Genomic DNA, 23,249 nt, shown 5'->3' on the forward strand with positions numbered 1-23,249 from the left:
GCCGGGGCCGGGGGCGCACGCCGCGCCGCCGGCCCCGCTTCCCGGCCGGCCGGCCGCCACCTACCGGCGTTCGGTCACCTTGCCGTCGGCGACCTCCAGGCGGCGGGTGACCCGGACCGCGTCCAGCATCCGCCGGTCGTGGGTGACCAGCAGCAGCGTGCCGTCGTAGAGGTCGAGCGCCGACTCCAGCTGTTCGATGGCCGGAAGGTCGAGGTGGTTGGTGGGCTCGTCCAGGACGAGCAGGTTGACGCCGCGGCCCTGGAGCAGGGCGAGGGCGGCGCGGGTGCGTTCGCCCGGGGAGAGGGTCGCCGCGGGGCGCAGCACGTGGTGCGACTTCAGGCCGAACTTGGCCAGCAGGGTGCGCACCTCGGCGGGCTCGGTGTCGGGGACGGCCGCGCAGAACGCGTCGAGCAGGCTCTCGGTGCCGTGGAACAGCTCGCGGGCCTGGTCGACCTCGCCGACCAGGACGCCCGGGCCCAGCGCGGCGTGCCCGGCGTCCAGCGGGACCCGGCCGAGCAGGGCCCCCAGCAGGGTGGACTTGCCCGCGCCGTTCGCGCCGGTCACCGCGACCCGGTCCGCCCAGTCGACCTGGAGGGAGACCGGGCCGAGGGTGAAGCCGTCGCGGCGCACCTCGGCGTCCCGCAGGGTGGCGACGACCGCGCCCGAGCGGGGGGCGGCCGCGATCTCCATGCGCAGCTCCCACTCCTTGCGCGGCTCCTCGACGGTCTCCAGGCGTTCGATCATGCGCTGGGTCTGCCGGGCCTTGGCGGCCTGCTTCTCGCTGGCCTCGCTGCGGAACTTGCGGCCGATCTTGTCGTTGTCGTTGTTCGCCTTGCGCCGGGCGTTCTTGACGCCCTTGTCCATCCAGGACCGCTGCATCTGCGCCCGGTCGTGCAGGGCGGCCTTCTTGTCGGCGAACTCCTCGTAGTCGTCCCGGGCGTGCCGGCGGGCCACCTCGCGCTCCTCCAGATAGGCCGCGTAGCCGCCGCCGTAGAGGTTGACCTGCTGCTGGGCGAGGTCGAGTTCGAGGACCTTGGTGACCGTGCGGGTGAGGAACTCGCGGTCGTGGCTGACGACGACCGTGCCCGCGCGCAGTCCGGTGACGAAGCGCTCCAGGCGCTCGAGTCCGTCCAGGTCGAGGTCGTTGGTGGGCTCGTCCAGCAGGAAGACGTCGTAGCGGGACAGCAGCAGGGAGGCGAGGCCGGCCCGGGCCGCCTGACCGCCGGACAGGGAGGTCATCGGCCGGTCCAGGTCCACGGCCAGGGCGAGGGAGTCGGCCACTTCTTCGGCCCGCTCCTCCAGGTCGGCGCCGCCCAGGTCCAGCCAGCGCTCCAGCGCGGTGGCGTAGGCGTCGTCGGCGCCGGGCAGCCCGTCGACGAGTGCCTGGGTCGCCTCGTCCATCACCCGCTGGGCCTCGGCGACGCCGGTGCGGCGGGCGAGGAAGGCGCCCACGGTCTCGCCCGGCCGGCGCTCCGGTTCCTGCGGCAGGTGGCCGACGGTCGCGGCCGGCGGGGAGAGCCGCAGCTCGCCCTGTTCGGGCGCGGTCAGCCCGGCGAGCATCCGCAGCAGGGTGGACTTGCCCGCGCCGTTGGCGCCGACCAGCCCGATCACGTCCCCGGGGGCGACGACGAGGTCGAGGCCGGAGAAGATCGAGCGGTCGCCGTGTCCGGCGGCGAGGTTCTTGGCGACGAGGGTGGCAGTCATCAGACGGCCGATCCTAACGGCCCCGCGGCGCCCGCCGCGGCGGCGTTCACCGGACCGCGGCCGCTCCCGGCGCCCGCGGGGCTGAGCGTGCCATGACAGAGTCCGCTAACGTCGCGGCGTGGAGCGGGAGTCGAACGACGAAGTGATCGTGGTGGGCGGCGGGGTCGTCGGCCTGACGACGGCCGTCGTGCTCGCCGAGGCCGGGCGCCGGGTGCGGATGTGGACGCGGGAGCCGGCCGAGCGCACGACCTCGGCGGTGGCCGGCGCGCTGTGGTGGCCGTACCGCATCGAGCCGGAGCGCCTCGTCGGGGCGTGGGCGCTGGAGACGCTGTCCGTGTACGAGGGGCTGGCGGCGCGGCCGGAGGAGACGGGCGTGCGGCTGGTCGAGGGGGTGCACGCGGGGCTGCGGCTGGACGGGCTGGGCGACTGGGCGGGCCGGGTCGCGGACCTGCGGCCGGTGCCGGACGCCGGGGACGGCGCGGGCGGGCTGCGGGCCCGGCTGCCGCTGCTGGACATGCCGGTGCACCTGGCGTGGCTGCGGGAGCGGCTGGTGCGGGCCGGCGGGACGGTGGAGGAGCGGACGGTGAGCGATCTGGCCGCGGTGCCCGCCCGGGTGGTGGTCAACTGCACGGGGCTGGGGGCGCGGGCGCTGGTGCCCGATCCCGGGGTGCGGCCGGTGCGCGGACAGCTGGTCGTGGTGGAGAACCCGGGGATCACCACGTGGTTCACGGCCGTCGAGCACGACGCGGCGGCGTCCACCTACTTCTTCCCGCAGCCCGGCGGGCTGATCCTGGGCGGTACGGCCGAGGAGGACGCCTGGTCCCTGGAGCCGGACCCCGCGGCCGCGTCGGCCATCGTCGAGCGGTGCGCCGCCGTCCGGCCGGAGATCGCCGGCGCGCGGGTCCTGGCGCACCGGGTGGGCCTGCGGCCGGCCCGGGAGGCGGTACGGCTGGAGCGGGTGCCGCTGCCGGACGGGCGGGTGGTGGTGCACCACTACGGGCACGGCGGCGCCGGTGTCACCGTGGCGTGGGGCTGCGCCCGTGCGGCGGCCGGGCTGGCGTACCCGGCCGCCTGAGGCGGGTCAGCCCACGGGGACGCGCTGCGCGGCGCGCGGCGCGTGGAGGCCGGTCAGCGGGGCCGGTGCCGGAGCGGCGGGGGCCGCGGCGGCGGGCGAGGTGGCGCGGGCGAAGGCGGCGGGGCCGCCGGCCAGCGGGAGACGGGCGGCGGTGCGGGCCAGGTCGAGCGTGAGGGTGGGCCGGTCGGCCGGCGGGTCGATGAGGTCCTTGTCGGTGCCCGCGACGATCAGCGCGAGCCGGTGTCCCCGGGGCACGACATGGTCGGTGGCCGCGAGGTCGATGGTGATGGTGTAGGCGCGGCCCGGGGTGAGCGGGACGCCCCGGTGCGGGGAGGCGTAGGTGCCGAGGTCCGCCCAGCCGCGGCTGAGCACCGTGTAGTCGACGTCGGCCGTCTTCGCCGCGGTCGCCAGGAAGCAGGCGCTGTCGCCGGGTGTGCTCCTGCCCCAGCAGGTGCGGTCGGTGAGGGTGGTGATGCCCTCGCCGGCGTCGGCGTAGTCCCGGACGGTGTCCCGGCCGAGGTCCACCAGGACGGCGGTCAGGTGGGCCGTCGGGGTGGTCGGGGTGGCGGTGACGGTGACCTCGGAGGAGCCGGCCAGCCGCAGGGCCCGGGTGAGCGGGCGGGTGACGAAGCCGGCCTTCTCGGGGGTGGTGGCGCCGATGTGGGCGGCCCAGTCGGTCTCGCCGCGCGCCGGGTCGTCGGTGAAGGTCTCGGTGCCGGCGGCGGAGCGCGCGCCGAGGGTGCCGGCGCCCGGCCGGGCGCCGGTGGCCGGGTGCAGGGTGGCGGTGCGCACGGTGCGCGGCGGCCACACCGCGGAGGTGGCCCACCGGTCGGGGTGGCGTTCGACGTCGGCCATGGGTTCGCGGTCGATGCCGTTGTCGTAGCCGAGCAGTTCGTGGTCGAACCAGCGGTGCAGGGTGTCGACCCAGGCCGCGCGGCGGTAGTCGAAGGGGTCGACGTGCCCGGTCTGGGAGAGCCAGATCTTGCGGGTCACGCCGCGTTGCGCCAGCGCGTCCCACCACTGGCCGAAGTGCTTGGTGCGCACGTTGAGGTCCTGCATGCCGTGCACCAGGAACACGCTGGCCCGCACCTTGGCGGCGTCCTTGACATAGTCGCGCTCGCTCCACAGCGCGGTCCAGTCGCCGGAGCGCGGGCTGCCGTCGGCGAGCCGGCGCTGCACGGCCGCGCAGTGGGCCAGGGCGTCGTCGCTCTCGACGTAGCCGGCCAGGTCGTCGGGGCCGCCGTCGTAGAGCGGGGCGCCCTGGGCGAAGTAGTAGTCGTACCAGGAGGAGATCGCGCTGATCGGGACGATGGTCTTCAGCCCCTTGACGCCGGTGGCGGCGACGCCGTTGGCGATGGTGCCGTCCCAGCTCTTGCCGATCATGCCGGTCCTGCCGTTGCTCCAGGACGCCGTGGCCCTGGTGGTACCGGTGCGGGTGGTGTAGGCCTTCGCGCGTCCGCCCAGCCAGTCGACGACGGCTTTGGCGGACTGGATGTCGGAGCGGCCGCCGACGTCGACGCAGCCGTCGGAGCGGTCGGTGCCGGCCAGGTCGACGCCGACGAAGGCGTAGCCGCGGGGCACGAAGTAGTTGTCGTAGAACAGCGGCATCTGCACGACCCGGCCGTCGGCGTCGTAGGTCTTGCGCTGGCTCTCGTTGCCGCGTCCGCAGCAGGAGTAGTAGGGGCTGGCGTCCATGATGACCGGGACCCTGCGGCCCTGCCGGGCCGGTTCGGCGGGGCGGACGATGTCGGCGGCGACCCGGTCGGCGCGTCCGTCGCCGTCCGCGTCGAGGCCGGTGTCCACCCAGACGGACTCCCGGACGGCGTGCGCGTAGGAGTAGACGGGCCGGCTCTCGCGGGGCGCGGGGCGTGCGGCGGCGGGATGCGCGGCGGCGGGGGTGAGGAGGACGGCCGTCAGGGTGGCGACGGCGACGGTCGCGAACGTTCTCCAGATCGTGAAGCGCGTGCGTTTCGGCATGCGCGGACGGTACTCCGGTCAACTCCCGTGCAGAAGACGGCATCTGAGGCGGCGTCCGAGCGCGTGACGGCCGAATGGCGATCGTGTGACAGCCGGGGTCGTGGACATGCCAGGGCTCGGCGGGACTCAATAGGCTCCGAACAGACTTCCTGTCCGAACGACTTGGAGCTGACGTGCACCGCAGAATCATCGCACCGGGCGCACTCGCGGCCGCCTCCCTGCTGCTGGCGATCCCGGCATCGGCCGCGAGCCACTCCCCCGGCGCGCCGGGCATCGGCGACCCCTACTACCCGTACTACGGCAACGGCGGCTACGACGTCTCCCACTACGACCTGAGGCTGCGCTACCAGCCGCGCACGGACGAGCTGGAGGGCACCGCGACCATCCTGGCGCGCACCACCCAGGACCTGTCCAGCTTCGACCTGGACTTCCTGCTGGACGTGAGCGAGGTACGGGTCAACGGCGCCGCGGCGTCCTTCACCACCTCCGGGCAGCACGAGCTGGTGGTCACCCCCAGGACACCCCTGGCCAAGGGCGCGGCGGTCACCGTCGTCGTCCGCTACAGCGGCGTGCCGTCCGCCAAGAGCGCGTACGGCTTCAGCACCTGGCACCGCACCCCGGACGGCGCGGTCGCCGCCGACGAGCCCGAGGCCGCCTGGTGGTGGTACCCGAGCAACGACCACCCGCTCGACAAGGCCACCTACGACGTGTCCGTCGCCGTCCCGGACGGCACACAGGCGATCTCCAACGGAACCCTCCAGTCGGCCGTCTCGAAGCTGGGCTGGACCCGCTACTCCTGGCGGCAGGACAAGCCGCAGGCGACCTATCTGACCACGCTCGCCGTCGGCCGGTTCGACATCGTCACCGGCACCTCCGACGGCGGGGTGCCGGTGATCAACGCCTACAGCACCGACCTCGGAGTCAACGACGGGGCGGCGCGGGCGAGCGTCGAGCGCACCGGGGAGATCGTGGACTGGCTCAGCGGGTACTTCGGGCCGTATCCGTTCGCCACCGCCGGCGGTTACGTCCCCAACACCACCACCGGGTACGCGGTGGAGACCCAGACCCGCGTGTACTACAGCCCCCGGCAGTTCGCGAACGGCTCCAACACCTCGGTGGTCGCGCACGAACTGACCCACCAGTGGTTCGGCGACTCGGTGTCACTCAAGGGCTGGAAGGACATCTGGATCAACGAGGGCTTCGCGCGGTACGCGCAGTGGCTGTGGTCGGAGCACGAGGGCGAGGGCACCACGCGGGAGCTGGCCGACTACGTCTACGCCTCGCACCCGGCGGACGACGCCTTCTGGACGGTGAAGCCGGGCGACCCCGGCCCGGACGACCAGTTCGACACCGCCGTGTACGACCGGGGCGCGCTGGCCGTCCAGGCGCTGCGCGAGGAGATCGGGGACGACGCGTTCTTCGCCGTCCTGCGGGGCTGGCCGAAGGAGCACGCGTACGGCAACGCCTCGGTCGACGACTTCCGCACGTACGCGGAGCGGGTGTCCGGCCGGCCGCTGTCCGCACTGTTCGACACCTGGCTGTTCCAGCCGTCGAAGCCCGCCGCGTCCGCCGCGCGCTCCGCGTCCCTCACCACCGCCGCGGCGCCCGCCCGGCCGCGGTCGTGGCGGACGATCGAGGCCACGAACGACGTGCACGGGCACTGAGCCCCGGGCCGTGCGGCGTCCCCGCGGGGCGCCGCACGGCCGCCGTCACCGGCCGGGGAACCGGGGCGTCACCGCCCCGCGTCCGGCGACTCGGCGCCGGCGAAGACCCGGCGGCGCACGCCGAACCAGCCGCCGACCAGCAGGACGGCGATGGCCGGGACGAGCAGCAGGGTCTTGCGGCCGACCTCGGGGTCGTTCCACATCATGCCCAGGCAGGCGAGCAGGAAGGTCATCGTGACGATCTCGGTGACCGGGCTGAACGGCAGCCGGAAGTGCGGCCGGGTGAGCCGGCCCTCCCGGGCGCGGCGGACGAAGACCAGGTGGCAGATCATGATGATCATCCAGGTGCTGATGACACCGAGGGAGGCGACGTTCAGCACGATCTCGAAGGCCTGGCTCGGCACCAGGTAGTTCAGGCCCACGCCGAGCACGCACACCGCGCAGGTCAGCAGGATGCCGCCGTAGGGCACCTGGTGGCGGTTCATGCGGGCGGTGAATCTCGGCGCGGAGCCCGCGGTCGCCATGGAGCGCAGGATGCGGCCGGTGGAGTACAGGCCGGAGTTCAGCGAGGACATGGCGGCGGTCAGCACGACCAGGTTCATCACGTCCCCGGCCGCCGGGACACCGATCTTCGACAGCACGGTGACGAACGGGCTCTCGTCGGCCGAGTAGACCGAGCCGGGCAGCAGCAGGGCCAGCAGCACGACCGAGCCGACGTAGAACACGGCCACCCGCCACATGATCGAGTTCACCGCGCGCGGGACGACCTTCTCCGGCTCGGCGGTCTCGCCGGCCGCGACGCCGACCAGCTCCAGGGCCGCGTACGCGAAGATCACGCCCTGCATGACCAGGATCACCGGCATCAAGCCGTGCGGGAGGAGCCCGCCGTGGTCGCCGATGACCGCCGGGCCGGGCCGGTGGCCGCCCACGTCGTGCTGGGTGGCGAGCAGGAAGACGCCGATCAGCATGAAGCCGACGAGGGTGGCGACCTTGACGATCGCGAACCAGAACTCCATCTCACCGAAGATCTTCACCGAGATCAGGTTCACCGCCAGCACCACAGCGAGGGCGACCAGCGCCAGCACCCACTGCGGGATGCTGGTGAACGCGCTCCAGTAGTGCGTGTACAGCGCGATCGCGGTGATGTCGGCGATGCCGGTGGTCGACCAGTTGAGGAAGTACATCCAGCCGGCGACGTAGGCACCCTTCTCGCCCAGGAACTCGCGCGCGTACGACACGAAGGAACCCGACGACGGCCGGTAGAGCACCAGCTCGCCCAGGGCCCGGACGACGAAGAAGGCGAAGACGCCGCAGACCAGGTAGGCCACGGCGAGCGCCGGGCCGGCGGTGTGCAGCCGGCCGCCGGCGCCGAGGAAGAGCCCGGTGCCGATGGCGCCGCCGATGGCGATCATGTTGACGTGGCGGGCCTTGAGGTCCTTGCTGTATCCGGCGTCTCCCGCGTCGGCGGGTGCGCGGTCCGCGCGGGGACGGGCAGCGGCCGGTGCCGGTTCCACGACTTCCTTGCTCACGGGTGGTCCACTCCCTGGTGCGCCCGGGCCTCGCGGGGCCGGGGTCCGTGCAGGTCCAGGCCCGCACCACCCCGATGTGTCGCGGTACAGACCGAACCAGCAGCTTCCCCCGGGACGGCCGGGTATGCGATGACCCGGTTCACAGGGCGGAACTTCTCACACACTTCCGGCCCCGCTCACGCGCCACCGGCGCGGCGGCGATACTGCTGCGCATGACGACCGACGCCGGGCAGACGCCCCTCACCATCGACGAGCTGGCCGCCCGGGCGGGCCTGACCGTGCGCACGGTCCGCTTCTACGGCAGCAAGGGGCTGCTGCCCCCGCCGGAGATCGGCCCCCGCCGGGTGGGTCACTACGGCCCCGCGCACGTGGCGCGGCTGGCCCTCATCGAGGAGCTGCGGCAGCAGGGCATGACCCTCGCGGCGGTCGAGCGCTACCTGAGCCGGCTGCCGGGGGACCTCAGCCCGCACGACCTGGCCGTGCACCGGGCGGTGGTCGCGTCCTGGGCGCCGGACGCGGTGGAGACGGTGCCGCGCCGGGAGCTGGAGCGGCGGGCGGGACGGCCGCTGGCCGAGGACGACCTGGAGCGGCTGGCGGCGATGGACGTCGCCGTGCCGGAGCCCGGCGGCGCCGACACGTACCGGGTGGACGCCGGGCTGCTCCGGCTGGGCCTGCGGCTGCTCGACGTGCCGCTGTCGCAGGAGGCGATCCTCGCGGCGCGCGAGGTGCTCGTCGAGCACTCGCGCGCCGCGGCCCGGGAGCTGTCCCGGCTGTTCCGCGAGGAGGTGGCCGAGCGCGCCGACCGGGACGTGCGGTCCCTGTCGGCGCACATGCACCCGCTGCTGGTGCAGGCGCTGCTCACCACCTTCCAGCGGTCCCTGCGTCAGGAGCTGGGCGAGTGGCTCACGGACGGGCCTGGTCGCCGAACCGCTCCCCCTTCTCCGCCTTCTCCACCAGCAGGGCCGGCGGGGTGAAGCGCTCGCCGTAGCGCTCGGCGAGTTCCCGGGCGCGGGCCGTGAAGCCGGGCAGGCCGCCCTCGTAGCCGTTGATGTACTGCAGCACGCCGCCGGTCCAGCCGGGGAAGCCGATGCCGAGGATCGAGCCGATGTTGGCGTCGGCGACGGAGGTCAGGACGCCCTCCTCCAGGAGCCGCACGGTGTCCAGGGCCTCGGCGAAGAGCATGCGCTCCTGCATGTCCCGGAACGGGATCCCGGCGCCCTCCCGGGTGAAGTGCTCGCGCAGGCCCGGCCAGAGCCCGGCGCGCCGGCCGTCCTGGTCGTACTCGTAGAAGCCCGCGCCGCCGCTGCGGCCGGTGCGGCCGAACTCGTCGACCATGCGGTCGATGACCGCGTCGGCCGGGTGGGCCGTCCAGGTGCCGCCGGCCTCCTCGACGGCCCGCCTGGTCTCGGTGCGGATCTTGCGCGGCAGGGTGAGGGTCAGCTCGTCCATCAGCGAGAGGACCTTGGCCGGGTAGCCGGCCTGCGCGGCCGCCTGCTCCACGGAGGCGGGCTCGACGCCCTCGCCGACCATGGCGACGCCCTCGTTGATGAAGTGGCCGATCACCCGGGAGGTGAAGAAGCCGCGTGAGTCGTTGACGACGATGGGCGTCTTGTTGATCTGCCGGACCAGGTCGAAGGCGCGGGCCAGCGCCTCGTCGCCGGTGCGCTCGCCCTTGATGATCTCCACGAGCGGCATCTTGTCGACGGGCGAGAAGAAGTGCAGCCCGATGAAGTCCACCTGGCGTTCGACGCCCTCGGCGAGGGCCGTGATGGGCAGGGTTGAGGTGTTGGAGCACAGCAGCGCGTCCGGGGCGACGACGTGCTCGATCTCCTGGAACACCTTGTGCTTGAGCGAGGTGTCCTCGAAGACCGCCTCGATGACCGCGTCGCAGCCCGCGAGGTCGGCCGCCTCGGCGGTGGGCGTGATCCGGGCGAGCAGCGCGTCGGCCTTCTCCTTGCTGGTGCGGCCCTTGGCGACGGCCTTGGCGCACAGCTTCTCGGAGTAGCCCTTGCCCTTGACGGCCGCCTCCAGGGAGACGTCCTTGAGGACGACGTCGATGCCCGCGCGGGCACACGCGTAGGCGATGCCGGCACCCATCATCCCGGCGCCGAGGACGGCGACCCTGCGGACCTGGCGCGGCTCGACGCCCTGGGGGCGGCTGGCGCCGGAGTTGACGGCCTGGAGGTCGAAGAAGAAGGCCTGGATCATGTTCTTCGAGGTCTGCCCGGCGGCCAGCTCCACGAAGTAGCGGGCCTCGATGACCTGCGCGGTCTCGAAGTCGACCTGGGAGGACTCGACGGCGGCCGCGAGGATGTTGCGCGGGGCCGGGTAGGGGGCGCCGTTGGTCTGCTTGCGCAGGGTGGCCGGGAAGGCGGGCAGGTTCGCGGCGAACTTCGGGCTGGCGGGCGTCCCGCCGGGGATACGGTAGCCCGGCTCGTCCCAGGGCTGCCGGGAGTCGGGGTGGGCGTCGATGTAGGCGCGGGCCTTGTCGAGCAGTTCCTGCGGGGTGGCGGCCACCTCGTGCACGAGCCCGTTCTCCTGGGCGCGCCGGGCGGTGTACTGGGTGCCCTGCAGGAGCACCTTCAGCAGCGCGTCGGCGATGCCCAGCAGGCGGACGGTGCGGACCACGCCGCCGCCTCCGGGCAGCAGGCCCAGGGTGACCTCGGGGCAGCCGATGCGGGTGCCGGGGGTGTCGAGGGCGACCCGGTGGTGGCAGGCGAGGGCGAGTTCGTAGCCGCCGCCCAGGGCGGCGCCGTTGATGGCGGCGACGACCGGCTTGCCCAGGGTCTCGATGCGGCGCAGGTTCCGCTTGATGGCGAGGCCGCCGTCGAACAGCTCCTGCGCGGTGTCGGGGGTGACCCGGATCAGGTCGCGCAGGTCGCCGCCGGCGAAGAAGGTCTTCTTGGCGGAGGTGAGGATGACGCCGCGGATCGCGTCCCGCTCGGCCTCGAGCCGGTCGGCGATCACGGCGAGGGAGTCGCGGAACGCCTGGTTCATGGTGTTCGCGGACTGGTTGGGGTCGTCGAGGACGAGGGTGACGACACCGGTGTCGTCCTGCTCCCAGCGGATGGTGGTGCTCTCGGTCATGAGGGTCGTCTCCGTTGCAGTCTGTGGGTTCCGCGGGAGGTCAGATGCGCTCGACGACGGTGGCGATGCCCATGCCGCCGCCGACGCAGAGCGTGGCCAGGCCGTAGCGCTTGTCCTGGCGCTCCAGCTCGTCGACGAGCGTGCCGAGGATCATCGCGCCGGTGGCGCCCAGGGGGTGGCCGAGCGCGATGGCGCCGCCGTTGACGTTGACCTTGTCCAGGGACAGGCCCATGTCCTTCACGAACCGCAGGACGACGGCCGCGAACGCCTCGTTGATCTCGACCAGGTCGATGTCGTCGATGGTCAGCCCGGCCTTGGCGAGGGCCTTGCGGGTGGCGGGGGCGGGCCCGGTGAGCATGATGGTGGGCTCGGAGCCGGAGACGGCGGCGGAGACGATCCGCGCGCGCGGGGTGAGCCCGTAGCGCTCGCCGATCTCCCGGGAGCCGATGGCGACCAGGGAGGCGCCGTCGACGATGCCGGAGGAGTTGCCCGCGTGGTGGACGTGGTCGATCTTCTCCACCCAGTGGTACTTCTGCAGGGCGACGGCGTCGAAGCCGCCCAGCTCGCCGATGTCGGCGAAGGACGGCTTGAGCGACGCCAGCGAGTCGGCGGTGGTGCCGGGCCGGGGGTGCTCGTCGTGGTCGAGGACGACGAGCCCGCTGCGGTCGCGCACCGGGACGACGGAGCGGTCGAAGCGGCCTTCCTTCCAGGCGGTGGCCGCCCGCTCCTGCGACAGCGCCGCGTACTCGTCGACGTCCCGCCGGGAGAAGCCCTCGATGGTGGCGATCAGGTCGGCGCCGATGCCCTGCGGCACGAAGTTGACGGCGAGGTTGGTCATCGGGTCGTTGAACCAGGCGCCGCCGTCCGAGGCCATCGGCACCCGGGACATCGACTCCACGCCGCCGGCCAGCACCAGGTCCTCGAAGCCCGAGCGGACCTTGGCGGCGGCCATGTTGACGGCCTCCAGACCGGACGCGCAGAAGCGGTTCTCCTGGACGCCCGCCACCGTGTCCGGCAGTCCGGCGGCGATGGCCGCGATCCGGGCGATGTCCGAGCCCTGGTCGCCGACGGGCCCCACGACGCCGAGCACGATGTCGTCGATGGCGGCCGGGTCCAGGCCCGGGAAGCGGTCGCGGACCTCGTGGATGAGGCCGACGACCAGGTCGATGGGCTTGGTGCCGTGCAGGGCGCCGGACGCCTTGCCGCGGCCGCGCGGGGTGCGGATCGCGTCGTACACGTACGCTTCGGTGCTCACTGGGCTGCCTTTCGGGAGGGTGGGGCGAGCGGGGCGGTGGTCAGCCGCCTTCGGGGGCGGATCGGCCGTGCGGTGCCGTGGGGATGCCCCAGTCCCGTGCCACCGTCTCGGCGCCGGTGCCCGGCAGGGCGGGGGCGGAGCGGACGGCGGTCGGGGTGGCGGAGAAGCGGGGGGCCGGCGCGGGCTGGGTGATGCCGGCGAACTCGGTGAAGGTGCCGCGGGCGGCGAGGTGGGGGTGGTGCGGGGCCTCGCGCAGGGACAGGACCGGGGCCACGCAGGCGTCGGAGCCCTCGAAGACGGCCGTCCACTCCTGCCGGGTACGGGACCTGAAGCGGGCGGCGATCCGCTCGCGCAGCTCGCCCCAGCGGGTCCAGTCGGCATGGGCCGGGGCCAGCTCGTCCAGGCCGAGCAGGTGCAGGAACTCCTCGTAGAACCGCTGTTCCAGGGCCCCGACGGCCATGTGGGCGCCGTCGGCGGTCTCGTAGGTGCCGTAGTACGGGCAGCCGCCGTCCAGCAGGTTGGCGGCGCGGCGGTCCTGCCAGCCGCCGGCGGCCAGCATGCCGTGGATCATGGCGGAGAGGTGGGCCGTGCCGTCCACGATGGCGGCGTCGACGACCTGCCCCGCGCCGCTCGCGCGGGCGTGGTGGAGCGCGGCCAGCACACCGACGACCAGGTAGAGGGCGCCGCCCGCGTAGTCGCCGACCAGGTTGGCGGGGACGGCCGGGGGTTCGTCCGGGCGGCCGATCATGCCGAGGGTGCCGGTCAGGGCGATGTAGGCGATGTCGTGGCCGGCGCGGTCGGCGAGGGGCCCGTCCTGGCCCCAGCCGGTCATCCGGCCGTAGACCAGCCGGGGGTTGCGGGCGTGGCAGGCGGCGGGGCCGACGCCGAGGCGCTCGGCGACCGAGGGGCGGTAGCCCTCGATCAGGATGTCGGCCCGCTCGGCCAGGTCCAGCACGCGCGCGGCGCCGCCGGGGGCCTTGAGGTCGACGATCACCGACCGCTTGTTGCGGTTGGTGACGTCGCGGGCGGGGTCGATCGCGAGGCCCGGTCCGCCGGGGCGGTCCACCCGCACCACGTCGGCGCCGAGGTCGGCCAGGAGCATCGCGGCGAACGGGCCGGGCCCGATCCCGGCCAGCTCGACCACGCGCACGCCGGAGAGCGGGCCGTGCCCCGGCGGGCCCGCCGTGGCGCCTTTCAGGTCCGCCTCGGGCCCGGTCGCCGCCGACGCCCCTGCGGTCGTCTCTGCCGTCGTCATCGCGCCCCCGGTCGACGTGACACATCTGCTGTGACACCGGTGATGGTAAGAACGTGTTCCACCGGGCACAAGGCCCGGCGAGCAAGCGCTTGGCCAGCGTACTGCGGTCGTCGCCCGCGCGCCCCTCACGCTAGCCTCAGCCACCGGCAGCGGCACGGGGTGAACGACCGAGAGGTGTCATGAGCAGGATGAAAAAGACCGAGCGTCCGTATGACCTCGTGCTCTTCGGGGCCACCGGCTTCGTCGGCACGCTCACCGCGGAGTACCTCGCCGCACACGCGCCCGAGGGCCTGCGCTGGGCGCTGGCGGGCCGGGACGAGGTGAAGCTGCGGCGGCTGCGCGACCAGCTGCCGGGCGGCGCCCGGGCCGGCGTGCTGCGGGCGGACGTCACCGAGCCCGCGACGGTGCGCGCCCTCGCCGGGCAGGCGCGCGTGGTGGCCACGACCGTGGGGCCGTACGTCACCTACGGCGAGGAGCTCGTCGCCGCCTGCGCGGACAGCGGGACCGACTACCTCGACCTCACCGGCGAGCCGGAGTTCGTGGACCTGGCGTACGTCCGGCACGACGCACGCGCGCGGGAGACGGGTGCCCGCCTGGTGCACGCGTGCGGCTTCGACTCGGTCCCGCACGACCTGGGGGCGTACTTCACGGTGCGGCAGCTGCCCGAGGGCGTGCCGCTGACGGTGGACGGCTTCGTCACGGTCGACGCCGCCTTCTCCGGAGGCACCCTCGCCTCGGCCCTGAACCAGTTCGCGCGCGGGCCGCAGCTGCTGGCCGCCGCGCGGGAACGCGCCCGCCACGAGCCGCGGCTGATGGGCCGCCGGGTGTCGGCGCCGGTCGGCGCGCCGCGGTTCGCCGGGGAGGTGGGCGCCTGGGTCCTGCCGCTGCCCACCCTGGACGGACAGGTCGTGCGCCGCTCGGCGAAGGCCCTGGAACGCTACGGGCCCGACTTCCGCTACCGGCACTACGCGGCCGTCAGGCGCCTGCCGGTCGCCCTCGGCGGGGTCGCGGCCGTCGGCGCGCTGGCCGCGGCGGCCCAGCTGCCGCCGGCACGGCGCCGGCTGTCGGACCGGCTCAGGCCCGGGGACGGGCCGAGCGCGCAGAAGCGGGCGAGGAGCTGGTTCTCGGTGCGCTTCGTCGGCGAGGGCGGCGGGCGGCGGGTGTTCACGGAGGTCGCGGGCGGCGACCCGGGCTACGACGAGACCGCGAAGATGTTCGCCGAGGCCGCCCTCTGCCTGGCCTTCGACGACCTGCCGCCGACGGCCGGGCAGGTCACCACGGCGGCGGCGATGGGCGACGCGCTGACCGGGCGGCTGCGCGCGGCGGGGCTCACCTTCCGGGTGGCGCACCGCTCCGGCTGACCGCCTCCCGCAGCGCCTGGCGGCACAGCGCGTCCGCCCGGCGGGTGGTCTCCGGCAGCCGGTAGCGGGGTGTCAGGGCCAGGGTGTGCGCGCAGGCGTCGTCCAGGCCGACCCGGTGGCCCACGGAGACGAAGACCGGTTTGACGCCGTCCCGGGTCCGCAGCGCCCGGCCGACCTCCGTACCGCCGGCGAGGAGCGGCGCGGCGGCGCCCCGCCGCGCGGCCGGTTCGTCGTAGGTGAAGGCGAACGGGTTCTTGGCGACCCCGATGACGGGCAGGCCGGTCAGCACGCCGAGGTGGCTCGCGAGTCCGAAGCGGCGCGGATGCGCCAGTCCGTAGCCGTCGCAGACGACCAGGCCGGGCGGGCACGGCAGGGCGTCCAGCGCGGCGCGGACGGTCGGGATCTCCCGGAAGGCGAGCAGGCCGGGGACGTACGGGAAGGACACCCGGCCGACGGCCGTGGCCCGCGCGACCACCTCCAGGGTCGCCGCGTCCAGCACGACGGCCGCGGCCGCGACGAGGTCACGGGCGTCGTCGTAGGCGACGTCCACCCCGGTGACCAGACCCGTCCCCGGCGGGGGACCGCTCTCGTCGAGCACCACCCGCGCGCGCAGTTCGTCCTGCACGGCGCGGGCCTCGTCCTCGGTCGCGGGCCAGCCCGCCGGTATGCCTACGGTCGTCATCGTGCCCCGACTGTACGGCCCGGGAGCGGCCCGCGGCCCGGCGGCCCGGCGCTTCCGCCGCGCCGCCGGGACTCAGTTCTTCCTGGAGTCCAGCGCGCGCTGGAGCTGCGCCTTGTTCATGTCCGAGCGGCCCTGGATGCCGCGCTGCTTGGCCTCGTTGTACAGCTGGTCGTAGGTGGGGCCCCCGGAGCCCTTGCCGGAGCGCTGCCCGCCGCGCTTGCCCGAGGACATGTCCTGCGTCGAGCTGCGGCTTGAGGTCTTTGCCTCGCCGGAGCGGGCGCGTTCCTTGTTCACGGTCCGCGCGGCGATCTCCTCGGCGCGCCCGGCGCTCTCGCCCCGGTCCTGCGCGCTCTCCTTGATGTGCTCGTACTGACGTTCCCGCTTGGGGCTGGAACCGCGTGGCATGACCGTTCCCTTCCTCCGGGTGCGTGTGCAGGAGCGGACGAGTACCCCGCGTCACGGACTCCTACCTCAGCGCTCCAGCCGTGCCACCCGGCACCCCGTCACCTGCGCCCCTGCTGTCCCTGCGCGCCGTCCTGTCCCTTCCGGAGCAGGCGTCACCCGTGTGCATGAACGCGGTGACAGAGGTCACCCGCAATCCGGGTGCACGGATCGGGCCACCGCGTCGTCTCTCGTACTGCCAGGTCTCACCCGCCCGGAGGTCCGCCCGGACGTCCAGCCAGCCGTCACGAGGGAGCAAGGTGTTGTCCACCGTCATCGAGCAGCCCGTAGAGGCCCGCCTCGTCGCCGCCGCACCGCGCATGCCGAGCATCCCGGCCACGCTGCGCTACGACCGCAGCGACCCGTTCGCCGTCCGCATGACCTTCCCGGCCCCGGCCACCCTGGAAGGCGTCGAGGTGTGCTGGACGTTCGCCCGGGAGCTGCTGGCGGCGGGCCTGGAGAGCCCCGAGGGGCACGGTGACGTCCGGGTGCGCCCGTACGGCTACGACCGCACGGTCCTGGAGTTCCACGCGCCCGAGGGCACCGCGGTCGTCCACGTGCGCAGCGGGGAGATCCGCCGGTTCCTGTCGGCCACCAGCGCCCTCGTGCCCGACGGCGCCGAGCACCTCCAGCTCGACCTCGACCACGATCTCGACCGGCTGATGCGGGACGCCGCCTGACCCGGGCGCGCGCCACGGCCCGCGGCCCGTTAATCCTTTGACAGCGCTCACGGCTCGTTCGTACGGTGTTCAGCGGTTCTGTTGCCGTTGATCGGAGAAGGACGTTGCTCGTCTGAGGTCCTGAGACACCGCGTCACCCCCGGTGGGGTGTGCGTGGCGTGCGACCTCGGCGTCCGAGCCGTCCCGCGGGCACAGGGCTTTCCCCGTGCCCGGGGTCTTCCGGTCCCCGCCTTACGGTCCCCGCCCCGCGGTGTCTCGACACGCGTTCGTCATGACACTTCCGGCGTTCGGCAACCGCGAGGCACCCATGCATCCAGCCGCTTCCCTCACCTGTACCTCCCTGTCCTTCACCTGGCCCGACGGCACCGCCGTCCTCCACGGCCTCGACGTCGCCTTCGGCCCCGGCCGGACCGGACTCGTCGGCGCCAACGGCTCGGGCAAGTCCACCCTGCTCCGGCTGGCCGCCGGTGACCTCGCTCCCTCCGGCGGGACCGTGCGGGTCACCGGTGAGGTCGGCCACCTCCCGCAGCACATCACCCTCGACACCGCGCTGCGCGTCGACGAGGTGCTCGGCATCGCCGCCCGGCGGGCCGCCCTGCACGCCATCGAGACCGGCGACGCGGCCGAGGAGCACTTCGAGACGGTCGGCGACGACTGGGACGTCGAGGAGCGCGCCCTCGCCACCCTCGGCGAACTCGGCCTCGGCCACATCGGCCTCGACCGCACCGTCGGCGAGGTGTCCGGCGGCGAGTCGGTGCTGCTGCGCCTGGCCGCGCTGCTGCTGCGCCGCCCGGACGTGCTGCTGCTCGACGAACCCACCAACAACCTCGACCGGTACGCCCGCGAGCGGCTGTACGCGGCCGTCGCCTCCTGGCCCGGCGTGCTGGTCGTGGTCAGCCACGACCGGGAACTCCTCGACCTGGTCGACCAGATCGCCGAGCTGCGGGCGGGCGAGGTGACCTGGTACGGCGGCACCTTCTCGGCGTACCAGGACGCCCTGGCCGTCGAGCAGGAGGCGGCCGAACGGATGCTGCGGGTCGCCGAGGCCGACGTGCGCAAGCAGCGCCGCGAGCTGACCGAGGCCCAGGTCAAACTGGCCCGCCGCAAGCGGTACGGGCAGAAGATGGCGGACAGCAAGCGCGAACCGAAGATCGTCATGGGTGCGCGCAAGCGCGCCGCCCAGGAGTCCGCGGGCAAGCACCGCATCCTGCACGAGGAGCGGCTGGCCGAGGCCCGGGAGCGGCTCGACGAGGCGGCGGACGCGGTGCGGGACGACGACGAGATCCGCGTCGACCTGCCCGGCACGGCCGTGCCGCCCGGCCGGCGCGTGCTGACGCTGGACGGTCTGGAGATGGCGTACGGGGCACGCGTGCGGGGCGTGGTGGAGGTGCGCGGCCCCGAGCGGATCGCGCTGACCGGGCGCAACGGCGCGGGCAAGACGACGCTGCTGCGCACCGTCGCGGGGCAGCTCGCGCCGGTGGCGGGCGAGGCGACGGCGCACGTGCCGACGCGCTTCCTGCCGCAGCGCCTCGACGTCCTCGACGGCGACCTGAGCGTCGCCGAGAACGTCGCCCGGTTCGCGCCCGGCGCCGGCAACAACCGGGTCCGGGCCCGTCTCGCCCGGTTCCTGTTCCGGGGCGCCCGCGCCGACCAGAAGGCGGCCACGCTGTCCGGCGGCGAACGCTTCCGGGCCACCCTGGCCGCGCTGATGCTGGCCGAGCCCGCACCGCAGCTGCTGCTGCTCGACGAGCCGACGAACAACCTCGACATGGCGAGCGTCCGCCAGCTGACCACGGCCCTGGAGTCGTACGAGGGTGCCCTGATCGTGGCCAGTCACGATCTGCCGTTCCTGCGGTCGGTGGGGATCACCCGCCGGCTGGTGATGGAGGAGGGGGAACTGCGGGAGGACGCGCCCGGGGAGGACTGGTAGCCGCCGGGTAGCCGTCGCCTCGGCGGCGGACCGGCCCGGGGCCGGTGACGGGCCGCGTGCCGGTGCCGCGTGACGGGGCCGCGTGCCGGGGTTCCGCCAGCCCGGCCCCGCCCTGCATGATGGCCGACCGGCGCCGCGTCCGCCGGCGCCGGTTCCGCCCCGCCGATAGGGAGACCCCCTCGTGCCCAGCAAGAAGGCCCTCGTCCGCCGTCCCAGCCCGCGCCTGGCCGAGGCCCTGGTGACGCACGTCGAGCGGGAAACGGTCGACGTCGGGCTCGCCGTCGAGCAGTGGGAGGCCTACGTGGAGGCGCTGCGCGCCCACGGCTGGGAGACGGTCGAGGTGGAACCGGCCGACGACTGCCCGGACTCGGTGTTCGTCGAGGACGCGGTCGTGATGTTCCGCAACGTGGCGCTGATCACCCGGCCCGGCGCCGAGTCCCGGCGCGCGGAGACCGCCGGGGTGGAGGAGGCCGTCGCCCGCCTGGGCTGCTCGGTGAACTGGATCTGGGAGCCGGCCACCCTGGACGGCGGTGACGTCCTGAAGGTCGGCGACACCGTCTACGTCGGCCGGGGCGGACGTACCGACGCGGCCGGGGTGCGGCAGCTGCGGGCCGCCTTCGAGCCGCTGGGCGCCCGGGTGGTCGCGGTGCCGGTGAGCAAGGTGCTGCACCTGAAGTCGGCGGTGACCGCGCTGCCGGACGGCACGGTGATCGGCCACATCCCCAAGGTGGACCGGCCCTCGCTGTTCCCGCGTTTCCTGTCGGTGCCCGAGGAGGCCGGCGCCCATGTGGTGCTGCTCGGCGGCGGCTCGCTGCTCATGTCCGCCAGTGCCCCGAGGACTGCGGAACTGCTCACGGACCTCGGTCACGACGTCGTCACGGTGGACATCGGCGAGTTCGAGAAGCTCGAGGGCTGTGTGACATGCCTCTCCGTGCGGCTGCGCGAGCTGTACGCGTGACGGCGTGGTCCCCGGCCGCCACCGGCCCCCGGACCTGCGGTCCCCACCCGGTGAGGCATGAGGCGCGCGACACGGGCAACACCGAACACGAGGGGTCTGATCAGCGATCTTTACGGCGTGCTTAACCTACGGCTTCGTAACCTACGGAAACGTAGCCTACGATCTCGTAGATCCGGCACCGCTCGCCGGTACCTCCCCTTTCGTTCCCCCTTGTTCGGCGTCCCCCTGGAGTTCCTGTGACGATCACCTCTCCGCACCTCGGCAGCCCCTCCGTCTGGACCGACGCCCGGCTGCTGTACGCCTTGGAGGAAGTGGTCGAGAACGAACTGAACCGCCATCTGAAGGTCGCCAAGGACTGGATGCCCCACGAGTACGTCCCGTGGAGCGACGCCCGCAACTTCCCCGGCCTCTTCGAGGACGGCGAGGCCTGGCAGAAGGAGCAGTCCAAGGTCACGGAGATCGGCCGCATCGCGCTGGTCGTCAACCTGCTCACCGAGGACAACCTCCCCAGCTACCACCACGAGATCGCCAGCCTGTTCGGCCGGGACGGCGCCTGGGGCACCTGGGTGCACCGCTGGACCGCGGAGGAGGGCCGGCACGGCATCGTCATGCGCGACTACCTGCTCGCCTCGCGCGCGGTCGACCCGGACAAGCTCGAGCAGTTCCGCATGTCCCACATGAGCGAGGGCTTCGAGTCGGACAACCGGCACTCGATGCTGCACTCGATCGCCTACGTCGCCTTCCAGGAGCTGGCGACGCGGATCTCGCACCGCAACACCGGTCACCAGTCGGGCGACCCGGTCTGCGACCGCATGCTGGCCCGCATCGCGACCGACGAGAACCTGCACATGGTCTTCTACCGCAACCTGCTGAAGGCCTCCTTCGACCTCGCCCCCGACCTGACCATGCAGGCGGTCCGCGACGTCGTCGTCAACTTCCGCATGCCCGGTCACGGCATCCCCGGCTTCGAGCGGGCCGCCGCCCAGATGGCCATCGGCGAGGTCTACAACCTGCGCATCCACCACGACGACGTGATCCAGCCCGTCCTGCGCTTCCTGAAGGTCCTGGAGATCGACGGCCTCGGCCCCGAGGGCCGTCAGGCGCAGGAGGAACTGGGCCTGTTCATGGGCGGCCTCGACTCGGAGGCGGCCAAGTTCGACGAGAAGCTGGCCGCGCGCAAGGCCCGGATGGCGGCGCGGGCGGGAGCCTGACCGGCCGCCGGACCTCACCGGCCGCCTCCGCCGCATCCGGTCAGCCGCGGCGCAGTTCCAGGCGTTCCTTCTCCGACAGGCCGCCCCAGACGCCGAACCGTTCGTCGTGGGTGAGCGCGTAGTCGAGACACGCGGAGCGCATCTCGCACATGCCGCAGATGCGCTTCGCGTCGCGTACCGAGCTGCCCGGCTCGGGAAAGAAGAAGTCCGCCCCGGTCTGCGCGCACAGGGCCTGCTTCTGCCAGGCGGTGCCGGCCGGGGTGATCGTGTCGGTGTGCATGGCCAGGATCGTGCCGGGCGGGGAAAAACGTTCGATCAACGCCGGATCAACGCCATGTCCGAGGCTGCCGGCCGCCCCGATGATCCTCCCCCGGGACGGCCCCGCGCACGGCGGCGCGCGGAGGTCCGGGGAAGAACGGTGGACACAGCGGACCGGCCGGGTCACCGAGGGTGACGCCGGCCGGGGCCGCGCCGGGCGCGTGGCCGGGGCGGCGATTGTCGGTGGGCGGTGCCAGACTCGGCAGTGCACAGGACGGGATCCCTTCCGAGGAGGGCGCAGATGCTCACCACCCGTTTCGTCGACGGCGCTCCGAACTGGCTCGACGTCGCCACCCCCGACATCGAGGGCGCCACCTCCTTCTACGGCGGTCTCTTCGGCTGGGAGTTCCGCTCGGCGGGGCCGGACACCGGTGGTTACGGCTTCTTCCAGCTGGACGGCCGGACCGTGGCCGGCGGTATGCAGACCGGCTCCGACCAGGGCCCGCCGTCCTGGACGGTGTACTTCCAGACCCCGGACGCGCACGCCACCGTGAAGGCGGCCGAGCAGGCGCACGGCAGGACGCTGGTCCAGCCCCTGGACGTGATGGGACAGGGGCACCTGGCGATCCTCACCGACCAGGCAGGCGTCGTGTTCGGTGTCTGGCAGCCCGGGCGCACCAGAGGCGTGGACCTGGCGGACGCGCCCGGCGCGCTGTGCTGGGTCGAGCTGTACACGCCGGACATCGCGGCGGCCGCCGCCTTCTACGACCGGGTGTTCGGCCTGGAGACCTCGGCCGTGCCCTTCCCCGGCGGCACCTACACCTGCGTCAACCCCGCGCGGGGCGGCGAGGACGCCATGTTCGGCGGGATGGTGCCGCTGGCCGACGACCCGGTGGAGGCGCAGGCCGGTCCGTACTGGCTGCCGTACTTCGAGGTCGAGGACACCGACGCGGCGCTGGAGCGGGCCGAGCGGCTGGGCGGCACGGTGCGCATGCCGGCCACGACCGTGCCGGGCGTCGGCCGCATGGCGAAGCTCGCCGATCCCCACGGGGCGCGCTTCGCGGTGATCAGGAGCGAGTCGCGGCAGGGCTGAGCCGCTCGCCGGGACGCTTCGCGAGGCCCCGGGGCAGGTCAGGCGGACGCGCGCCGTATCAGCGTCGTGGGCAGCACGACGCTGGACGGCGCGCCCGCCGGCTCCCCGCCGGGCCGGGGCTCCGCGACGCGCAGCAGGAGGCGGGCCATCAGCCGGCCCATCTCCTCTATGTCCTGGCGCACCGTCGTCAGCGGCGGGTCGGCCTGTTCGGCGACGCCCAGCATGTCGTCGAAGCCGATCACGGCCACGTCCTCGGGCACCCGGCGCCCGCTCTCGCGCAGCACGCGCAGCGCGCCGAGCGCGGTCAGGTCGTTGGCGGCGAACACGGCGTCCACGTCCGGGCAGCGGGCGAGGAGTTCACGCATGGCGCGTTCGCCGCCGGCCGGGGTGAAGTCGCTCTCCACCACCAGCAGGGGGTCGGCGTCGCCCATGACGTCCCGGTAGCCGTCGAGCCGGTCCGCCGCCGAGGTCTGGTCGAGCAGCCCCGTGATGTGCGCGATCCGAGTCCGCCCGAGGCCGACGAGGTGGCGTACGGCCTCCCGGGCCCCGCCCCGGTTGTCGCTGTCCACGTAGACGGCGCTGCGGGTGCCGTCGCTCCAGCCGGGCCGCCCGCCGAACACGGTGGGCACGCCCGCGTCCTGGATGAGGCGGGGCAGCGGGTCGTCGAGGTGCAGCGAGAAGACGAGGGCGCCGTCGACGTGGCCGCCGGCGAGGTAGCGGGCCACCCGGGCGTGGTCGTCGCGTCCCTCGGTCAGCAGCAGCACCAGCTGGTTGTCGTGCTGGGTCAGCTCTTTGCTGATGCCGCGCATCTGCAGGGCGAAGAAGGGGTCGGCGAAGACCCGGGCCTCGGGTTCGGCGATGACGACCGCGACGGCGTCGTGGCGCCGGGTGACCAGGCTGCGCGCCGCCTGGTTGGGGACGTAACCGAGTTCCTCCACGGCCCGCCTGACCCGCTCGACGAGAGGTTCCCGCACGCCGTCCCCGCCGTTGACGACGCGGGACACGGTGGCCCGGGACACCCCGGCCCGCGCGGCCACGGCCTCCAGCGTGGGACGCGAGACTGCGTCGGTCACTTCGGAACTCCTCCTG

At 73.7% G+C, this 23,249-nt stretch carries 19 protein-coding genes; 9 read left to right on the top strand and 10 right to left on the bottom strand.

The genetic code is table 11. The annotated features are described in order from the left end of the window. Window positions 1-60: 60 nt before the first annotated feature. The gene (locus ACZ6CZ_RS22410; protein ID WP_469023861.1) at window positions 61-1,704 is read right to left on the bottom strand and encodes an ABC-F family ATP-binding cassette domain-containing protein; all 1,644 of its coding nucleotides are present in this window, start codon (window positions 1,702-1,704) and stop codon (window positions 61-63) included. A gap of 142 nt (window positions 1,705-1,846) precedes the next feature. Between ACZ6CZ_RS22410 and ACZ6CZ_RS22415 the strand changes: the two genes are divergently transcribed. Continuing rightward, entirely contained in the window at window positions 1,847-2,779 is a 933-nt protein-coding gene (locus ACZ6CZ_RS22415) for an FAD-dependent oxidoreductase (RefSeq protein ID WP_469024024.1), read from the top strand. Window positions 2,780-2,785: 6 nt separating this feature from the next. Here the strand turns inward: ACZ6CZ_RS22415 and ACZ6CZ_RS22420 are convergent, their stop codons facing one another. Continuing rightward, window positions 2,786-4,756, bottom strand: a complete 1,971-nt coding sequence (locus tag ACZ6CZ_RS22420) for a Xaa-Pro dipeptidyl-peptidase (RefSeq protein WP_469023864.1) — start codon at window positions 4,754-4,756, stop codon at window positions 2,786-2,788. Window positions 4,757-4,929: 173 nt separating this feature from the next. Between ACZ6CZ_RS22420 and ACZ6CZ_RS22425 the strand changes: the two genes are divergently transcribed. Further along, entirely contained in the window at window positions 4,930-6,420 is a 1,491-nt protein-coding gene (locus tag ACZ6CZ_RS22425; RefSeq protein ID WP_469023866.1) for a M1 family metallopeptidase, read from the top strand. Window positions 6,421-6,488: 68 nt separating this feature from the next. Here the strand turns inward: ACZ6CZ_RS22425 and ACZ6CZ_RS22430 are convergent, their stop codons facing one another. After that, window positions 6,489-7,949, bottom strand: coding sequence for an amino acid permease (locus ACZ6CZ_RS22430; protein WP_469023868.1), 1,461 nt, complete (start codon window positions 7,947-7,949; stop codon window positions 6,489-6,491). A gap of 212 nt (window positions 7,950-8,161) precedes the next feature. Here ACZ6CZ_RS22430 and ACZ6CZ_RS22435 point away from each other — a divergent pair, with 212 nt between their 5' ends. Next, a complete protein-coding gene (locus tag ACZ6CZ_RS22435; protein WP_469023870.1) occupies window positions 8,162-8,923 on the top strand; it encodes a MerR family transcriptional regulator in 762 nt (253 codons plus the stop codon). Here ACZ6CZ_RS22435 and ACZ6CZ_RS22440 read toward each other — a convergent pair. The 3 genes from ACZ6CZ_RS22440 to ACZ6CZ_RS22450 are packed head-to-tail and all read right to left on the bottom strand — an operon-like array spanning window position 8,853 to window position 13,546. Then, the gene (locus ACZ6CZ_RS22440; RefSeq protein ID WP_469023872.1) at window positions 8,853-11,036 is read right to left on the bottom strand and encodes a 3-hydroxyacyl-CoA dehydrogenase NAD-binding domain-containing protein; all 2,184 of its coding nucleotides are present in this window, start codon (window positions 11,034-11,036) and stop codon (window positions 8,853-8,855) included. The two genes, ACZ6CZ_RS22435 and ACZ6CZ_RS22440, sit on opposite strands and share 71 nt — an antisense overlap. Window positions 11,037-11,076: 40 nt before the next feature. Next, window positions 11,077-12,291 (bottom strand): acetyl-CoA C-acetyltransferase, encoded by a 1,215-nt coding sequence (locus ACZ6CZ_RS22445; RefSeq protein WP_469023874.1) that lies wholly within the window; start codon window positions 12,289-12,291, stop codon window positions 11,077-11,079. A 40-nt stretch (window positions 12,292-12,331) separates the two neighbouring features. After that, window positions 12,332-13,546 carry a CaiB/BaiF CoA transferase family protein gene (locus ACZ6CZ_RS22450; protein WP_469023877.1) on the bottom strand — a complete coding sequence of 405 codons (1,215 nt, stop codon included), beginning with the start codon at window positions 13,544-13,546 and terminating at the stop codon, window positions 12,332-12,334. Window positions 13,547-13,725: 179 nt separating this feature from the next. Here ACZ6CZ_RS22450 and ACZ6CZ_RS22455 point away from each other — a divergent pair, with 179 nt between their 5' ends. Further along, complete coding sequence (locus ACZ6CZ_RS22455; RefSeq protein WP_469023879.1) at window positions 13,726-14,907, top strand: saccharopine dehydrogenase family protein; 1,182 nt, start codon at window positions 13,726-13,728, stop codon at window positions 14,905-14,907. Here the strand turns inward: ACZ6CZ_RS22455 and ACZ6CZ_RS22460 are convergent. Together ACZ6CZ_RS22460 and ACZ6CZ_RS22465 are read right to left on the bottom strand one after the other, a co-directional pair. Next, on the bottom strand, window positions 14,876-15,589 hold the full coding sequence (locus ACZ6CZ_RS22460) for an endonuclease V (protein ID WP_469023881.1): 714 nt from the start codon (window positions 15,587-15,589) through the stop codon (window positions 14,876-14,878). The two genes, ACZ6CZ_RS22455 and ACZ6CZ_RS22460, sit on opposite strands and share 32 nt — an antisense overlap. A gap of 72 nt (window positions 15,590-15,661) precedes the next feature. Next, complete coding sequence (locus tag ACZ6CZ_RS22465) at window positions 15,662-15,994, bottom strand: plasmid stabilization protein (protein ID WP_469023883.1); 333 nt, start codon at window positions 15,992-15,994, stop codon at window positions 15,662-15,664. A 299-nt stretch (window positions 15,995-16,293) separates the two neighbouring features. Between ACZ6CZ_RS22465 and ssgD the strand changes: the two genes are divergently transcribed. The 4 genes from ssgD to ACZ6CZ_RS22485 all read left to right on the top strand — a co-directional run bounded on the left by ssgD (window position 16,294) and on the right by ACZ6CZ_RS22485 (window position 20,809). Then, window positions 16,294-16,710: a spore wall synthesis regulator SsgD gene (gene ssgD, locus ACZ6CZ_RS22470; protein WP_469023885.1), complete on the top strand. Its 417-nt coding sequence runs from the start codon at window positions 16,294-16,296 to the stop codon at window positions 16,708-16,710. 271 nt (window positions 16,711-16,981) lie between these two features. Continuing rightward, on the top strand, window positions 16,982-18,640 hold the full coding sequence (locus ACZ6CZ_RS22475; protein WP_469023888.1) for an ABC-F family ATP-binding cassette domain-containing protein: 1,659 nt from the start codon (window positions 16,982-16,984) through the stop codon (window positions 18,638-18,640). A 181-nt stretch (window positions 18,641-18,821) separates the two neighbouring features. Continuing rightward, on the top strand, window positions 18,822-19,598 hold the full coding sequence (gene ddaH / locus ACZ6CZ_RS22480) for a dimethylargininase (RefSeq protein WP_469023890.1): 777 nt from the start codon (window positions 18,822-18,824) through the stop codon (window positions 19,596-19,598). Window positions 19,599-19,834: 236 nt separating this feature from the next. Then, the gene (locus ACZ6CZ_RS22485; RefSeq protein ID WP_469023892.1) at window positions 19,835-20,809 is read left to right on the top strand and encodes an acyl-ACP desaturase; all 975 of its coding nucleotides are present in this window, start codon (window positions 19,835-19,837) and stop codon (window positions 20,807-20,809) included. A gap of 40 nt (window positions 20,810-20,849) precedes the next feature. Here ACZ6CZ_RS22485 and ACZ6CZ_RS22490 read toward each other — a convergent pair whose 3' ends face one another. Then, the gene (locus tag ACZ6CZ_RS22490; RefSeq protein WP_469023895.1) at window positions 20,850-21,089 is read right to left on the bottom strand and encodes a WhiB family transcriptional regulator; all 240 of its coding nucleotides are present in this window, start codon (window positions 21,087-21,089) and stop codon (window positions 20,850-20,852) included. A 279-nt stretch (window positions 21,090-21,368) separates the two neighbouring features. On the opposite strand from ACZ6CZ_RS22490, the gene ACZ6CZ_RS22495 reads away from it, so the two are divergent. After that, window positions 21,369-22,160 (top strand): VOC family protein, encoded by a 792-nt coding sequence (locus ACZ6CZ_RS22495; protein WP_469023897.1) that lies wholly within the window; start codon window positions 21,369-21,371, stop codon window positions 22,158-22,160. Between the two features lie 38 nt (window positions 22,161-22,198). Here ACZ6CZ_RS22495 and ACZ6CZ_RS22500 read toward each other — a convergent pair whose 3' ends face one another. Further along, window positions 22,199-23,233, bottom strand: coding sequence for a LacI family DNA-binding transcriptional regulator (locus ACZ6CZ_RS22500; protein ID WP_469023900.1), 1,035 nt, complete (start codon window positions 23,231-23,233; stop codon window positions 22,199-22,201). Window positions 23,234-23,249: the final 16 nt, after the last annotated feature.

This window comes from Streptomyces sp. NPDC041135 (assembly GCF_055592085.1).

What these genes read in the sequence shown, in the direction of transcription:
- ACZ6CZ_RS22450 (WP_469023877.1), bottom strand. Translation starts at nt 13,546, where the DNA reads ATGACGACGGCAGAGACGACCGCAGGGGCGTCGGCGGCGACCGGGCCC.
- ACZ6CZ_RS22435 (WP_469023870.1), top strand. Translation starts at nt 8,162, where the DNA reads ATGACGACCGACGCCGGGCAGACGCCCCTCACCATCGACGAGCTGGCC.
- ACZ6CZ_RS22495 (WP_469023897.1), top strand. Translation starts at nt 21,369, where the DNA reads ATGCTCACCACCCGTTTCGTCGACGGCGCTCCGAACTGGCTCGACGTC.
- ACZ6CZ_RS22465 (WP_469023883.1), bottom strand. Translation starts at nt 15,994, where the DNA reads ATGCCACGCGGTTCCAGCCCCAAGCGGGAACGTCAGTACGAGCACATC.
- ACZ6CZ_RS22440 (WP_469023872.1), bottom strand. Translation starts at nt 11,036, where the DNA reads ATGACCGAGAGCACCACCATCCGCTGGGAGCAGGACGACACCGGTGTC.
- ACZ6CZ_RS22475 (WP_469023888.1), top strand. Translation starts at nt 16,982, where the DNA reads ATGACACTTCCGGCGTTCGGCAACCGCGAGGCACCCATGCATCCAGCC.
- ACZ6CZ_RS22455 (WP_469023879.1), top strand. Translation starts at nt 13,726, where the DNA reads ATGAGCAGGATGAAAAAGACCGAGCGTCCGTATGACCTCGTGCTCTTC.
- ACZ6CZ_RS22490 (WP_469023895.1), bottom strand. Translation starts at nt 21,089, where the DNA reads ATGCACACCGACACGATCACCCCGGCCGGCACCGCCTGGCAGAAGCAG.
- ACZ6CZ_RS22420 (WP_469023864.1), bottom strand. Translation starts at nt 4,756, where the DNA reads ATGCCGAAACGCACGCGCTTCACGATCTGGAGAACGTTCGCGACCGTC.
- ACZ6CZ_RS22460 (WP_469023881.1), bottom strand. Translation starts at nt 15,589, where the DNA reads ATGACGACCGTAGGCATACCGGCGGGCTGGCCCGCGACCGAGGACGAG.
- ACZ6CZ_RS22410 (WP_469023861.1), bottom strand. Translation starts at nt 1,704, where the DNA reads ATGACTGCCACCCTCGTCGCCAAGAACCTCGCCGCCGGACACGGCGAC.